Source organism: Tuberibacillus sp. Marseille-P3662, from assembly GCF_900178005.1.
In the GTDB taxonomy this organism is placed as follows: domain Bacteria; phylum Bacillota; class Bacilli; order Bacillales; family Sporolactobacillaceae; genus Marseille-P3662.
On record NZ_FXBS01000005.1, the window covers coordinates 231,439 to 246,363 of the forward strand.

17 protein-coding genes and 1 pseudogene are annotated in these 14,925 nt (G+C 43.9%); 12 read left to right on the forward strand and 6 right to left on the reverse strand.

Annotated features, from left to right (window positions below):
* Positions 1-17 precede the first annotated feature (17 nt).
* Positions 18-200 (forward strand): hypothetical protein, encoded by a 183-nt coding sequence (locus B9Y89_RS07220; protein WP_085522564.1) that lies wholly within the window; start codon positions 18-20, stop codon positions 198-200.
* A gap of 24 nt (positions 201-224) precedes the next feature.
* On the opposite strand, the gene B9Y89_RS07225 is transcribed toward B9Y89_RS07220, so the two are convergent.
* A complete protein-coding gene (locus B9Y89_RS07225) occupies positions 225-701 on the reverse strand; it encodes an Hsp20/alpha crystallin family protein (protein ID WP_085522565.1) in 477 nt (158 codons plus the stop codon).
* A 349-nt stretch (positions 702-1,050) separates the two neighbouring features.
* Between B9Y89_RS07225 and fni the strand changes: the two genes are divergently transcribed.
* The 6 genes from fni to B9Y89_RS07255 all read left to right on the forward strand — a co-directional run bounded on the left by fni (position 1,051) and on the right by B9Y89_RS07255 (position 5,430).
* Entirely contained in the window at positions 1,051-2,109 is a 1,059-nt protein-coding gene (gene fni / locus B9Y89_RS07230) for a type 2 isopentenyl-diphosphate Delta-isomerase (protein ID WP_085522566.1), read from the forward strand.
* A 113-nt stretch (positions 2,110-2,222) separates the two neighbouring features.
* Positions 2,223-3,113, forward strand: coding sequence for an NAD(P)-dependent oxidoreductase (locus B9Y89_RS07235; protein ID WP_085522567.1), 891 nt, complete (start codon positions 2,223-2,225; stop codon positions 3,111-3,113).
* Between the two features lie 245 nt (positions 3,114-3,358).
* On the forward strand, positions 3,359-4,156 hold the full coding sequence (gene fdhD / locus B9Y89_RS07240) for a formate dehydrogenase accessory sulfurtransferase FdhD (protein ID WP_085522568.1): 798 nt from the start codon (positions 3,359-3,361) through the stop codon (positions 4,154-4,156).
* 6 nt (positions 4,157-4,162) lie between these two features.
* The gene (locus tag B9Y89_RS07245; RefSeq protein ID WP_085522569.1) at positions 4,163-4,573 is read left to right on the forward strand and encodes a DUF1499 domain-containing protein; all 411 of its coding nucleotides are present in this window, start codon (positions 4,163-4,165) and stop codon (positions 4,571-4,573) included.
* A gap of 70 nt (positions 4,574-4,643) precedes the next feature.
* A complete protein-coding gene (locus B9Y89_RS07250) occupies positions 4,644-4,925 on the forward strand; it encodes a hypothetical protein (RefSeq protein WP_085522570.1) in 282 nt (93 codons plus the stop codon).
* Positions 4,926-5,064: 139 nt separating this feature from the next.
* Positions 5,065-5,430 (forward strand): DUF423 domain-containing protein, encoded by a 366-nt coding sequence (locus B9Y89_RS07255; protein ID WP_085522789.1) that lies wholly within the window; start codon positions 5,065-5,067, stop codon positions 5,428-5,430.
* Positions 5,431-5,452: 22 nt separating this feature from the next.
* Here the strand turns inward: B9Y89_RS07255 and gerQ are convergent, their stop codons facing one another.
* From gerQ to hemQ, 3 genes are all read right to left on the reverse strand, one after another.
* Positions 5,453-6,070, reverse strand: a complete 618-nt coding sequence (gene gerQ / locus B9Y89_RS07260) for a spore coat protein GerQ (RefSeq protein WP_254901203.1) — start codon at positions 6,068-6,070, stop codon at positions 5,453-5,455.
* 21 nt (positions 6,071-6,091) lie between these two features.
* Positions 6,092-6,520 carry a cell wall hydrolase gene (locus tag B9Y89_RS07265; RefSeq protein ID WP_085522571.1) on the reverse strand — a complete coding sequence of 143 codons (429 nt, stop codon included), beginning with the start codon at positions 6,518-6,520 and terminating at the stop codon, positions 6,092-6,094.
* Between the two features lie 136 nt (positions 6,521-6,656).
* Positions 6,657-7,409, reverse strand: coding sequence for a hydrogen peroxide-dependent heme synthase (gene hemQ, locus B9Y89_RS07270; protein ID WP_085522572.1), 753 nt, complete (start codon positions 7,407-7,409; stop codon positions 6,657-6,659).
* 222 nt (positions 7,410-7,631) lie between these two features.
* Between hemQ and pta the strand changes: the two genes are divergently transcribed.
* From pta to B9Y89_RS07290, 4 genes and pseudogenes are all read left to right on the forward strand, one after another.
* Entirely contained in the window at positions 7,632-8,606 is a 975-nt protein-coding gene (gene pta / locus B9Y89_RS07275) for a phosphate acetyltransferase (protein ID WP_085522573.1), read from the forward strand.
* Positions 8,607-8,758: 152 nt separating this feature from the next.
* The gene (locus B9Y89_RS07280; protein ID WP_085522574.1) at positions 8,759-8,953 is read left to right on the forward strand and encodes a hypothetical protein; all 195 of its coding nucleotides are present in this window, start codon (positions 8,759-8,761) and stop codon (positions 8,951-8,953) included.
* Positions 8,943-10,445, forward strand: coding sequence for a sodium:solute symporter family protein (locus B9Y89_RS07285; RefSeq protein WP_085522575.1), 1,503 nt, complete (start codon positions 8,943-8,945; stop codon positions 10,443-10,445). The genes B9Y89_RS07280 and B9Y89_RS07285 overlap by 11 nt, the downstream gene beginning before the upstream one ends.
* A 239-nt stretch (positions 10,446-10,684) precedes the next feature.
* Positions 10,685-12,119, forward strand: a pseudogene (locus B9Y89_RS07290) (IS1182 family transposase).
* A gap of 212 nt (positions 12,120-12,331) precedes the next feature.
* Here B9Y89_RS07290 and B9Y89_RS07295 read toward each other — a convergent pair.
* Complete coding sequence (locus tag B9Y89_RS07295) at positions 12,332-12,547, reverse strand: hypothetical protein (protein WP_085522576.1); 216 nt, start codon at positions 12,545-12,547, stop codon at positions 12,332-12,334.
* 230 nt (positions 12,548-12,777) lie between these two features.
* Here B9Y89_RS07295 and B9Y89_RS07300 point away from each other — a divergent pair, with 230 nt between their 5' ends.
* Positions 12,778-13,245 (forward strand): hypothetical protein, encoded by a 468-nt coding sequence (locus tag B9Y89_RS07300; RefSeq protein ID WP_139822748.1) that lies wholly within the window; start codon positions 12,778-12,780, stop codon positions 13,243-13,245.
* 643 nt (positions 13,246-13,888) lie between these two features.
* Here the strand turns inward: B9Y89_RS07300 and B9Y89_RS07305 are convergent.
* Entirely contained in the window at positions 13,889-14,719 is an 831-nt protein-coding gene (locus B9Y89_RS07305; RefSeq protein WP_085522578.1) for an octanoyl-[GcvH]:protein N-octanoyltransferase, read from the reverse strand.
* Positions 14,720-14,925 lie beyond the last annotated feature (206 nt).

The window sequence follows — 14,925 nt, forward strand, 5'->3', positions numbered from 1 at the left end:
AAGCGAGGTGTGTGAAAATGGCAAAGAACAATGAATGGAAGCATTCTAAGGATAAAGATGCGGAACCAAGTATCGCTCCGGGCATGGATGATCAAGAAGAATTAGAAGCGGATGCTTCCAAGAAAGAAGTGGCAAAGGGGGCCTCCACGCGGGTAACCCACTTATCCTATGATGAAGTTGGGCCAAGCGATGAGGAATAAGCTAATGGGGGAGCCCCTATTAGCTTATTCTATGTCCAATGTGTGTTCAGAAGGTGGCCGTTTAGGGCCGCGGATGTCTAAAATGCCGTTTTGATAGCGCGCTCTGGATGTCCGTTTATTAGCCGCGTAAGGTAGCTGAACGACACGCTCGGAGCGATGATACTGCCGTTCGCGCCGGTAATAATCGTTGCTTTCATTGTGTTTTTTGACGTCGTGACGGTTCGTTACAGTGATTTTTAGTCGCTCACCGACAATATCAACATGAATGTCCTCTTTTTTGATGCCCGGTAATTCGGCCTTAACAACCCATTCCTTGTCATTTTCATAGAGATCCACCGGAATATAGGTATCCCGTGAATGCTGCCTGAAAAAACCGTCAATGGAGTCAAGAATATTTCGATAAGGTTCATTATAGAAAAATTCATCAATTTGATTTAATAAACCACCCTCAAAGTCTGATCTATCTCGTTTTTTCAAGCGATAATCCTTATCTTCTCCCATTTGTGCTCCTCCTTTTCAATGGAATGCCGTCATTTATAGGATATGATGGGGTGGCCTGCTTGGAAATAGGCATTCGTTTGCTTTTTGATCATAAAAAAGACCCCGCAGATTTAATCCTGCGAGGCATATATAATATAGGGGGTCACAAAAATGGGAAGTACTATAATGGTCGACAGTGTCGACTATATTTATACTTCAATTCTTAAGGTGACTCTTCCTTGGGAAAAAAGCGCTGTTTTTGAAAGTAGGCATTTCGTTCTATAGTGTAGAAAAGCAGATGATTTTAAGTTATCTTATGATTTAACATGGTTAAAAGAGTGAACTTAAGTACATAAGGAGTATCAGTGGAATGAAAGATGAGGAAACACAGAATCGCAAAGCAGAACATATTGATATCGCAGTTGAAAAAGATGTTAACGCCAAGACAATGACAACGGGCTTTGAACGTTATCATTTTCGCCACAGAGCCTTACCTGAACAAAACTTTAAAGACATTGATCTCTCAGCTGTCTTTCTTGGTAAATCAGTGGTAACCCCTTTTGTTGTCAGCTCTATGACGGGTGGCACCGAGAAAGCTGGATTAATTAATCAACGGTTGGCACAGGCAGCAGAAAAAAGAGGCTGGGCAATTGGCACAGGATCGATTCGGGCGGCACTTGAATCAGAGAAGGTCGCCTATACCTATCAAATCCGGCCATTAGCACCTAGCGTCCCCATCTTCTGTAATCTTGGCGCTGTTCAATTGAACGCGGGCTATGGCCCCAATGAATGCCAGAGAGCTGTTGAATTGATGGATGCAGATGGATTGGTATTGCACTTGAACAGTCTGCAGGAAGTCATTCAACACGAGGGGGACACAGATTTTGCTGGATTGTTAAGTAAAATTAATGATCTATGCAAAGAGCTAGAGGTGCCTGTCGGTGTTAAGGAAGTTGGCTGGGGCATTGACGGGCCAACGGCCAAGCGTCTATTCACGGCTGGTGTTAGTTTTATAGATGTCGCCGGAGCAGGTGGTACGTCGTGGTCCGAAGTTGAAAAAAGCCGGACACAAGATCCTGTCAAAGCGCGTGCCGCTGAGGCCTTTTCGGGATGGGGGATACCGACGACAACTTGTATCGTTGATGTCTGTCGCCGTAATCCGGGGAGGCATGTGATTGCGAGCGGTGGATTGCGAACAGGTCTTGATGCAGCCAAAGCGATTGCCTTAGGAGCCGGTCAAGCGGCGTTTGGACGATCCATTTTAAAATCGGCCGTTGTGTCGGAAGAAGCTTTAGCTGAGACCATGGCTGTGAAGGAGATGGAATTGAAAATGGCGATGTTCGGCATCGGCGCCACCAACCTTGAAGATCTGCAGAACACGGATCGATTGATTGTCCAAGGTGAAGGGAAGACAAAATCACCTTTCTAGACAGGAAATCCCCTTTTAGCAGCGAATAGGTCTGTAAGAGTATCTATATTTTAACGAAAAGGCTATGTTCAAGGTCATTCGTTTAACAAGTCAACGAAAAAGGGGACATGGAAATGACAGTGGATCATCAACCCATTATTGGTTTTATTGGCACAGGCGTTATGGGCCAAGGTATGGTTTCGAATTTGTTGCAAAATGGCTATCAAGTCAATGTCTATAACCGCACACGGTCAAAGGCTGAACCGCTTATAGAAAAAGGAGCAATCTGGCGTGATACCCCACAAGAAGTGGCGGAAAATGTGGATGTCACGATTACAATTGTCGGTTATCCAGACGATGTTGAAGCCGTTTACCTTGAGGATGGCATTCTTGATGCAGCGGCAGAAGGGTCCATTGTAATCGATATGACGACATCATCGCCTCAATTAGCGGAAAGCATCGCTGAAGCGGCTCGAAAGAAAGGGATTGCGGCGTTAGATGCACCCGTTTCCGGAGGTGATGTCGGTGCGAGAAATGGGAAGCTGTCCATTATGGTTGGCGGTGACGCTGAAGTGTATGAAGCATGCCTTCCGATCTTCCAAGCAATGGGCGAGAATATTGTTCACCAAGGCCCTGCTGGAGCTGGCCAGCATACGAAAATGGCCAATCAAATCAAGATCGCCTCTAATATGATCGGGGTTTGTGAAGCGATGGCTTATGCTGAAAAGGCAGGTCTTGACCCTGATACCGTATTACAAAGCATCAGCTCAGGAGCAGCTGGCAGTTGGTCGCTATCAAATCTTGCGCCGAAAATGATCAATAATGATTATGCGCCGGGTTTTTATGTGAAACATTTTATTAAAGATATGACGATTGCGTTAAATAGCGCAGAGAAAATGGGATTGCTTACTCCCGGCCTTTCCTTGGCAAAACGATTATACGAGGAACTCGCTGAATCAGGTGAAGGTGACAGCGGCACCCAAGCATTATACAAGAAATATAAAGAGCAAATGCACACCGTCTAGGTTGTGGTCAAAAGAAATACCATAATGCAAAAAAGCAGAACAATCATTAGAGGTTGTCCCCAAAATGAGGGACAGCCTTTTTCTTATTTGCGGATTGAGCGTTCCTTACTTTTATTCATGTTCCATAAACAATCAAGGTAACCATTTTTGATGAAATTTTGACGGTGAAGGTCTTCGTTTTATTATTGTATAGTAAATGTGGCATAATATAAGTATTATGGAAGTTCGTTAAAGGATGGTTGCCCATGGATGAATCGGGTATCACGCAGTGGTCCATTCAAAAATATCACGCAACGGATGTCACTGATCAGCTGGATTGGGTTGTGGAAGAATCACCGGTGACGGTCATTGTTAACGGTGAAGCATTTGCCACTTTATTGTGCTCGCCGACACATTTGCCGGAACTGGTCACGGGTTTTTTGGCGTCGGAAGGTGTGATTCAGTCAGCTACGGAGATTGAGACGATCACTTTTAATGACGCCCAAGGATTTGCGTATGTTGCGCTCAGCAAACCGCTTCCGGATGTGATTGATTATTCCAAACGTGTGGTAGGGTCTTGTTGTGGGAAGAGCCGCCAATTTTACTTTCAAAATGACGCTAAGACTGCTAAAACAATCATGAGATCGACAAATGTTTCTGTGCAAACGTGTTACGCTTTGATGGCTCAACTACAGAAGCGATCGGAGACGTTTGCCTTAACCGGTGGTATGCACAACGCTGCTTTAGCCGTAGAAGACCATCTTAAGGTGGTTCGTGCTGATATTGGGCGCCATAACGCACTCGATAAAATCTATGGGTATTTATTAAATCACAACCTCCGCCGCCACCAAGCGGTTATTGTATTCAGCGGTCGAATCTCCTCGGAGGTATTATTGAAAATTTCCAAAATGGGGATTGGGATGATCATTTCAAAGTCCGCCCCCAGCCATTTGGCACTAAAATTGGCTGATGACTTAAATATTACGATTGTTGGTTTCGTGCGTGATCATAAGCTTAATGTCTATACACATCAAGAACGGATCAACGTTTCGTCTAAAGGATGATGATAAATGCAAGACTCTAATATAAAAGCGGATAAAGAAACGTTCTTGGCACCTTGCCCTAAAACAGCCAACTGCGTCTCATCAGAGCATCAAGACTTAAACCGGCGGATGATGCCGGTGTCTTTTGATGGGGCGACAACTGAAGAAGCCATGGAGTATCTCGTTGATATCCTTTCTGGTCTGCCGAAAACAACCATTGAAAAACAGGAACATCACTATATCCATGCCGTGGCAAAGACAACCGTAATGGAATTTTACCATGATGTTGAATTTTATTTGGACGAGGCGGCCAAGCAAGTTCATTTTCGTTCAGCTTCACGGATTGGTTTGACCGATTTTGGGACAAACAAACGGCGTTTGCAAGCCATTATTGCCCGTTTCTTGCGTAAAATGATGGCCAATAAACAGGGCGATTAAAAGCGGGCGCCGGTTATTTCCATTTATATTATCCGCGTTATCGCACATATTGATAACGAGGGGTGATAATATGTTTGAACATATGTCCTTGTTCCCGTTAACATTGGAAGAATCCCTTGACGATGAGGGACATGATCGTTATGACGTTTATGTTAATGATGATTTTGTTGGCATCAAGTCATTGATGGCGACCAACGATCGTATAGATGATTTGAATGAATTTCTGCAAGAAGAAGGTTTTCAACATTTTAATACTGAGGCATCAGGTGGCCATTTTCATATTCAATCGGAGAACGAAGCTAATGTTGATTCGATGAAGGATGTGCTGCATGTCTATTTACAAAGCCGCTGATGATTCAGCGGTTTTGCTTTTCAGCGTCGCTCAATGTTTTGTCAAAAAAGCTTGCTTCTGACCGTTGCCATTTATGTTAATGTGGTGACAGGAGAACGTCAATACATACATTGTTCGTTTGGAGGTTTGATAAAGGATGTTGAAACTTTTTACGGTACTTGGAAGTATTAATGCTTTTTTAGCGGTTGCTTTAGGTGCATTTGGTGCTCATGCGCTCAAGGATGTTTTAACTGATCAGTATGAATCCATATGGAATACAGCGGTGCAATATCATATGATGCACGCGGTGGGTTTAATTTTAATTGGCGTGTTGTCAGAAAAAGTGGCTGGACAAGGTATGATGCAGTGGGCAGGCTGGTTAATGTTTGCCGGCATTATTTTCTTTTCTGGAAGCTTATATGTCCTTAGTGTGACACAGATATCAAAATTGGGTGCGATTACACCCATTGGCGGAATAGGCTTTTTAGCGGCATGGTTGCTCGTGATTATTGCTTTTATCAAATAAAAACCTCAGCGTGAGCTGAGGTTTAATCACCCGTTTGCGGTTGAATCGGGTATGTGTAGTTAATGGGCCCTTGGAAGGTAACATAGTCAAGATAGATCAGGGGTATTAAATAACGCATGCCGGTTTTCCTGTCACTAATAACAACGTGGTCGCGGCCGGCGGCTTCGATTTCGCCGCGGAAAACCTTGGCATTCCACTCTTCATTGTTTTCAAATGTTGTGTAAATGGTCGCTAATTTACCGGCATTTTGCCGCAAAATATTTTCGATGTACGATTGTTCTCGAACCTGTTGCGTTGGAGGCGTTGGCATCCCCGTTCCTGGAGAAGGAGAAGGCCATCCTTGCCCCATACCACCTTGCATTTGCGGACTAGGCATACCTGTTCCGTATCCTGGATAACCCTGCGGAAAGCCGCCTGCACCTTGTGACGGTGGTGTCATGCCTTGCCCGAATTGACCGGGTTGCGGTGTTTGAGGCATTGTACCTTGCCCGTTTTGACTGGGTTGAGGTGCCTGTGGCATTGCACCTTGCCAATTTTGACCGGATTGTGATTGTGGTGCTTGCCAATTTTGAGTGGGTTGCGGCGACGGTCCTTGCCAACTTTGGCCTTGCCCTTGCCCAGATCCTTGGTTTTGTGCCATTAATCATTCACTCCTTATAAATTAATAGATGCCGGGACAAACGCTTGCACTTGTTCTGTAAAAACAATGGGATTTATAGCGCCCGGCATTCCATTGTCCGAACCATTGACTTCGACACTCTGCACCTTCAGCAGGCGCATAGAAATATAGTGAGTAGCTTGCAGGGTGATAGCGATTACCTTTAATCGCCTTACGTGCTAGACGTATTTCTTTATCCCTTGCTCTTTGGTAAAAGTAACCATGTTGTGTTGCTTCAAAGCCCCCGGGAGATTGATAGACCATTTCCGATATGTTATTGACATTAGCAAAGTCCAAACAATCACCGCGGACACGATTGACGCCGGCATTGCCGACCATAAGCATCCCAAGCTGACCATCGCCTTCAGCCTCGGCCCGCATGAGTCTTGCCAGCAGTTTGACGTCTTTTTCTGTACTTTTTATAACCGCCACTTGAGCCACCCCCTGTTGTGAACTCAATAAACACTCTATGCCCATTCCTATGAATGGGTGTCAAAAATATGAGGAAAAAATTCGTCGAAAAAAATCCCTGATGTTGTTCACCGTGAACAACATCAGGGATTTTGATTTAATCGACCGCCATCAGTGCGTCGAAGCGTTCTTTATTCAATAATGAACCGATATAGAAACTACCGAATTCCGCATAGCGGGCGCTGACTTCATCAAACCGCATTTCGTAGACAAGCTTTTTAAATTGTAATACATCATCAGAATACAATGTCACGCCCCATTCCCAATCATCGAATCCGATGGAACCTGTGATAATTTGTTTGATCTTTCTGGCGTATTTTCTTCCGGTCATGCCGTGTGCTTTCATCAATTCGCGCCGATCGTCCATAGGTAGTGTATACCAATTATCGTTGCCTTCGCGACGCTTGTCCATCGGATAAAAACAGAAATACTGAGCTTTCGGGAGGATCGGATATAACCGGGCTCTCGTTTTTGGATCGTCGTAAGGATCAGATCCATCATCGGGTGCCATGTAATTGCCGAGTTCAACAACAGAGAAATAGGAATACGTTGGCACTGTCAATTCGGCTAATCGCGTCTTATTAAAAGCTGTCTCAATATCATTTAATTCGTCCATGGTTGGGCGTAGCCACATCAAAGCGATATCAGCTTTTTGCCCAATAATAGAATAAAAAGAGTAACTGCCGTTTTTATTTTGCTGAACAACATCCCATGCATCTAAAAATTGATAGAACTCTTGCAGGGCTGCTGTACGCTCATCACTGCTCAAACGTTTCCATGCGCTCCAGTCAATCGCACGAAAATCATGCAGGCAATACCAACCATCTAAGGTTTGAGCTGCTTCAACCATATATATGCACTCCTTTGTTCGAGTCATTTCATTCCATCTTTACTATACCATATAACTTTTATATCATGGAAATGAGCGGGTTACGGTTTGTCGAGTTGTCACTCGTTTGCCATATTTTGTGCGGATAATAGACATTTATAAGTGAAACGTTGTCAACCGTTTATCAATTAAACAACAAGGTGTATCCTTAGAGAAGAAGAAAGAAGGGGGTCACAAGAAGTCATGGCTTCATTATTTGAAGAAATGAAAGTTGAATTAAAAGAAACGAGGCCGAAAATTGTTTTTCCGGAAGGATCAGATAAGCGGGTCGTGGATGCTGTCATCCAACTTGCGCGTGACAAGGTGGTTTACCCACTATTAATTGGCGAGCGTTCCGAGTTAGATGAAGACGTCTTGCGCTTGGAGAATGAAGGGCATCTCGAGATTCGTCACGTTAAGGACGACGATGTGTCTGATGAATTGGTACAAGCCCTCGTTGAACGCCGTAAGGGTAAAACAGATGAAGCGACGGCGAAACAATGGATTCAGGATGAGAACTACTATGGTACGATGCTTGTATATACTGGTCAGGCGGATGGCCTGGTGAGTGGTGCCGCCCATTCTACAGCGGACACCGTTCGTCCAGCTTTACAGATTATCAAGACGAAGGAAGGCGTCAAAAAGACATCGGGAGCTTTTATCATGGTTAAAGATGATGAAAAGTTGGTCTTTTCGGACTGCGCGATTAATATTGCGCCGGATAGTCAAGATTTAGCGGAAATCGCAGTTGAAAGTGCTAGTACAGCCAAGGCATTCGACATAGATCCCCGCGTCGCCATGCTAAGTTTTTCAACCAAAGGTTCCGGACAAGGGCCTGAAGCAGACAAGGTCGTCGAAGCGACCCGGTTAGCACAAGATAGGGCCCCGGAATTGCCGATTGACGGTGAGTTTCAATTTGACGCTGCCTACGTGACCGATGTTGCAGAGAAAAAGGCCCCTGACTCTGAGTTAGCCGGTCATGCCAATGTGTTTGTCTTTCCAAGCTTGGAAGCGGGTAATATTGGCTATAAAATGGTTCAGCGCCTTGGCGGCTATGATGCGGTAGGGCCGGTTTTGCAAGGCTTGAATAAACCGGTCAATGATTTATCGCGCGGTTGTTCTGCGGAAGACGTTTATAAATTGGCGCTTATTACAGCGACGCAAAGTATTGCGAAATAAAAATAAAGGTAAAAGCCCCGGGAGCATATGTGGCTTCCGGGGCTTTTTATGTACATATATTTACATGTGTCTTTACACATGATTTTTATTATGTAATAATAATCATGACATGATCTTGTGTATGATTTCACAAAGGGGGAAGGGATTCTATAATGACAAGACAAAGTGTTTTTTGGGGAGTGGTTGTTGTATTGTTGGTGTTATTAGCCTATACCATCCCTTATACGTTGCTTCGAAGCATCAGTGCTTGGTATGGGAGTTTTCTCTTTTGGGCCGTCATTGGTGCTTTGATTATTTTCGCTAATGTCATGATCACGAAAGCATGGGGGGATCACGATGAATCCTGAGTTGGTATGGTGGGCGCTTGCTGGTTATATCGTGTTGGCCTTGTTCGTGGCTTGGGGGTCGCGTAAAGGTACACAAACCTCGAATCTATCAGGTTACTTTCTTGGTGGTCGAAAAATGAACGGCGTATTGTCTGCGTTAAGCTATAGCGCGACCACCTATAGTGCGTTCATGATGGTCGGTCTAGCTGGTTTGACATACCAAGGAGGCGTAGGGGCTTTCGGGTTTGAAATGATTTATTTTATGGGTGTATCGCTCGTGTCCATTTTCGGACCACGGTTTTGGCTCGCTGGCAAACGATTCGGATATGTGACACCGGCGGAAATGATCGGCGATCGATATAACAGTCGCGCTGTGGCTATGGCCGTTGCCTTGACGAGTTGCCTATTTTTGATTCCGTATAGTGCGGTGCAATTAATTGGCGTGGGCTATTTGCTACAAGGTATTACAGACGGGGCCATCCCGTTTACAGTTGGTGTTGTCATAGCCACTGTGCTTGCGGTGGTATTTTCTTATGTTGCTGGGATTCGCTCGGTGATGTGGACGGATGCACTACAGGCCCTAGTCATGATCGTGACGGCCACGATTGTTGTGTTGTTGCTTGTTAGAGGTCTGGGTGGGTTTGACAGCTTTTTTACTACCTTAAAAACCGAGCATGCCGATATGCTAACGGTTCCTGGTAATGGCTATTTTAACATCTTTACATTTCTAGGACTCACGATACCCTGGTTTTTCTTCAGTCTGTCTAACCCACAAGTAAGCCAGCGGTTATTCATGCCCAAATCGCTGAAAAGTTTACGACACATGTTATTAATTTTTCTAGTTTTCGGATTCATCTATACGATGGTATCCGTCATGTGGGGTTTTTCCGCCCTTATCATGTTTCCGGATCTGGCCTCGGCTGACTTGGCGACACCGAAATTATTGTCATCCGATCTAGTCCCACCCGTGTTAGGTGTCATCGTCATGGTTGGGATTTTAGCGGCGGCGATCTCAACGATTGACTCGATTTTACTCACACTGTCGTCGATGTTTGCCCGGGATGTTTACGGAAATGCATCCAAGCGAACCAATGACCGTCGCCAGCTCTTGGCAGGTAAAATCATCATCCCGGTGATTGCCGTTCTGGCGTTTGCTTTTGCGCAGTTGGAATTAGATTTAATTGCGATCCTTTCTGTGGCGGCATCTGCGGGTCTGATCGTGACCGTACCGGCAACCATCGGGACATTCTTTTGGAAAAAGGGAACCCAAGCGGGTGTGTTGATCAGTGTCATTGCGGGGGCCGTCTTGGTGATCTATCTTGAAGTGACCGGGCGTACACCGTTGCATCTCGCCTCTGGGATTTGGGGTTTGCTCATTTCGTCGATCCTATTTGTTGGTGTGAGTCTTGTTACGTCAGCGCCTGATGAAAAAGCGGAATGGTTTGTGGATCATTTGAAAGGTGAATTGCGGCAGCGGCAAAGAAAGTCTTCCACGGACAAAAATGTTTCGTAATGCAAAGTGAAAGGATATAATCGGAGGGTAAATTCTTACACTTTTATAAAGAGGGGTTACTCGCCTTACTTGTGTAGAATCTCAATCTATCTAGGAGTTATCATAAATCCGCCTCTACTTAATGAGGCCACTGAAAAAGTCCAATATTTTTAAAATCAGTCCACTTTTCTTCCGATATTGGGAGAAAGGTGGACTGATTTCTTGTACAATAAGGGTAATATATATAAGCGAGGGATTGGATGATTGAACGCCAACTATCGATGAACCTAAGTGAATATGCAGGGTTATATGATGCCATTATTCCAAAAGACCATCTGCTAAGACAAATCAATGAACTGGTGGATTTTTCTTTTGTTTATGATGAACTCAAGGATAAGTATTGCCATGATAACGGACGAAATGTCGTGCATCCCATTCGTATGTTCAAATATCTTCTCTTAAAAACAATCTATAAGTTATCAGATGCGGACCTTGTGGAACGTGCTCTCGTCCGACATGTCTTTTGGCACCGGAGGAAGAAGTCATTGATTCAAGTTTATTGATGCATTTCCGTCGTCAACGATTAAAAGACAAGGATCTCCTTGATCTTTTAATCGGAGAAACAGTTGAGATCGCCATCGACAAAAACATCATCCAATCCAAATCGATCATTGTGGACGCCACTCATACGAAAGCGAGGTACAATCAACTGACACCGCAGGAAATGCTCCGCAACCGATCCAAAAAGGTTCGAAAAGAGATCTATTCGATTAATGAATCCATGAAAGAAAAGTTCCCGGAGAAGCCTCAAGTGGATACCATCGAAGCTGAAATTGATTATACACGAGAGCTTGTCGAGGTGGTCGACAAAGAACCCACGTTGAAAGAATATCCCAGGGTGAAGGAGCCCTGAATCTCTTAAAGGAAACCGTGGAGGATGACATCGCATTCCTCCAACATTCCGGGGACCCTGACGCCCGTGTCGGCCATAAGTCGGCCGATTCCTCATTTTTTGGGTACAAGACTCACCTGGCGATGAGTGAAGAGCGTATAATTACCGCAGCGACAGTCACCACAGGTGAAAAAAATGATGGAAAACAACTTGAAATCCTAATCGAAAAAAGCCAGGAAGCTGGGATGCCGATCGACACAACTATTGGAGATGCCGCTTATTCCGATAAAGACAACCTGAAGTATACGTCTGATCACCATATAGAATTAGTCGCGAAACTGAACCCGGCCGTTTCTCATGGAAACCGTAAAGAAGAGGATTAATTTGAGTTCAATAAGGACGCCGGTATGTATGTGTGTCCAGCAGGTCATATGGCGATTCGAAAAGCGAAGCAAGAACGGAAAAATGAGGGTAAGAACTAACGGATGACGTATTATTTTGATGTGGAAAGGTGTAAGCGATGCCCATTGAGAGACGGCTGTTATACAACGGGGGCTCAATTTAAAACGTATTCCGTGCGTATCAAATCAGAGGAGCACACGAATCAACTGACATTCCAAAATAGTGAGCCATTTAAGGAAAAGGCTAAAGAGCGATATAAAGTAGAGGCAAAGAATAGCGAATTAAAACATAGACACGGGTATGAGGTCGCCTCATCATCGGGTCTGGAAGGCATGCATATACAAGGAGCGGTGGCCACTTTCACCGTCAACTTAAAAAAAATACTGAAGCTGATGAGATAAAAAGTGACAGGCTATGTCCGCTCATTTCAAATAAAACAGCTGTTTCGGAAAAATAAATCCGAAACAGCTGTTTTTTCATGAAAACCAAGTGAACTTTTTTAAGAACCAGACAGTTCTTCAGTGGCCTCTACTTAATAAGATGGGTTCATTTTTCGCTTTTTAAGGTTGATAGACTTTACAACACCAGTATAGACGTGGTCGTTGGCACTGTGTTAAAGTTTGCCTTGTTTGATCCATGTCATAATCATTAAACTTTGGACTAAGATCCAAATGCTTAAAAGGGAGATCATTATTATAAAAATTCCAAGCTCACGTATAGCTTTGAGTCCTTCAATATTTAAGACGGTAAAACCAATTAATCCTATATCCAGCAATATTAACACGACTAAAGGAGCCATCCATAATTTTCGCAAAGTTCTTTTATCCATATTTCACACCTTTTTGGTATATTAAAAACCATTTACTACAGACGATGAGGCATTACTCCAATCCCAATAAGAGTAATACATGTTGTCTCTCGCATTCTCTAGATAGGCACACGCGGATCTACTATATTCCATTCTTTGATGGGTAGCATATGACATGGAGGTCAGCCCGGTGAATGTAGAGAAAGCCCCGGCATAATTTGCTACAATCGCAACCCATCCAGCGGGGCCAGTTGCAAATCCTGCTACAAGAGATACGAAACCTGCAATCATACCGAACCATCCCAAAAGATTTTAAAAGTGCTAAAGGATTTACGCAAAAAGATATTAATAAAGCTTTGGAAGCTGCAGATCAAATAAAGAAAGAGGTTCAGGCCAAAAAGATTAATAAAGTACTAAATCTAGAATCAACTTCCCTTAACGGAAAAAATGATAGTAAAACATTAGCTTCAGGATCAGTCGCAATGGCTGGAGCATATGATAATTACTATAATTATGACTACGGTAATTCTCATTTTGTTGCGCAAGCATTAAGCGAATCGCCACATGAGTATGTTAGATATACTGGAAACACGTCAAGTAACAAGAACGCAAGTATATTCAATGATTTCAGAAACAACATAGATCAATATGAATACTATATAATCCAACAGATGAACTCACCTAGTTGGAGCGAGGTGGGTTCTTTCTTTATTTTTTAGTCTGGTTTATAGACTTTACAACACCAGTATAGACGTGGTCGTTGGCATCGTGTTAAAGTTTGCCTTGTCTGATTCATGTTACAATCATTAAACTTTGGATTAAGATCCAAATGCTTAAAAGGGAGATCATTGAGTCAATTTCATAAATGCTTATATTCATCATTGATCCGAACACTCGAATGGTCTAATGTATTAATGTTTGTTAATTCAGCGCGTTAACATCGTTGATTGGAACGGCAGGCGGCGACTCCTGCGGGAATAGCATGAGTCTTGAGACCCCGCAGCGCAATCAAGGATGATCAGCTAAATGCGTCACGTCCTGTGACAACGCTGATCCTACCCACATCCTGTGGGCATGAGGCTCAAGCCATGCCCGCGGAAAGCGTCCGCCTAGTGGAAATCAACAGGCCAAGCACACTTACACATGTTTGGGTTTTCTGCTTTAGTCTTGAATGATGAATTTGACTCATTATTATAAAGATTCCAAGCTCACGTATAGCTTTGAGCCCTTCAATATTTAAGACAGTAGGAGCTATCCATATTTTTCACAAAGTTCATTTATCCATGTTTCACCCCATGAAACCCATGTTATGTTGTTAACCCTTCTTAATGAAGCCCCTTCCTAACTTTCGTCAATCAAAAGTCATCCAAACACTTTTTCATTCCGTTTCACCATGCGGTCGTAATAATTGGAAAGCGATTGGACTTCTTCCAGATTAAGCTGGGATGGGGTGATTTGGCCCAATTCGCGCAAGGTCATATAAAATAGTGCCATCACTTTGGATACATCGAGATCCTCGCCTGTGATTTCCGCAAGCGAGACCATGTTTTCAGGGACAATGTGGGGATAGGCGAATTTCGTTTGCTCCCCTTGGAGGGCTCGTTCGTAAAAGTCTTTGATCAAGCGGGCTCGCCCGGCTCCGGTACCGTCAATACAGAGATAGACTTGAACAGCGACACCGTGGCGCAGGCGCCGCTGGGAAATGCCCGCGAATTTCCTCCCATTAACGCTCAAATCATAGCTTCCCGGACAATAAGATGTGGCAATCTCACGTGCTTCAATATTTAAATGATAGGGCACAAGCATTTTTTTAATAAAATCCGTCATGGCCTCGTAACCGGTATTAATAGAAATCCCATTTTCAGCCTCGGGAAAAATCAATGATATATTTAAGACCCCTTCATCCAAGGGAACAGCCAACCCCCCTGAATTTCGGACGATATAGTGACACTTCTGTTCTTCTAAATAGTTCAGTCCATTCTGCAGGTGAGGGAGTCGAGTATCTTGAATACCTAAAATAACGGTGTCATGATGGACCCAGGTTCGAGCGACAGGTGACGAGTGACCTTGTCCAACGGAATCACACAAGGCATCATCAATAGCGAAGGATTGTTTAGCCTCAAAGCTGGGTCCCAGTGTCGTTTGATCGATCACACGCCATTGGGATTGAGATAGGATCGATGGTGCATGCATAGGACTTTCTCCTTAATCGACAATAATATTCCCAATTATATCATGGTCAAGGATGATGAGTATACGGTGAAAAAAGTTAAACATTCGGGGAATCCGCTGGCAAGCGGCTAGAATGGACTTATAAAGAATACCATCAGACTAAGGGCTGTTTAAATTTTATCTGGGAACCGATATAATAATGACATGATGAGACAGGATGTGACGGA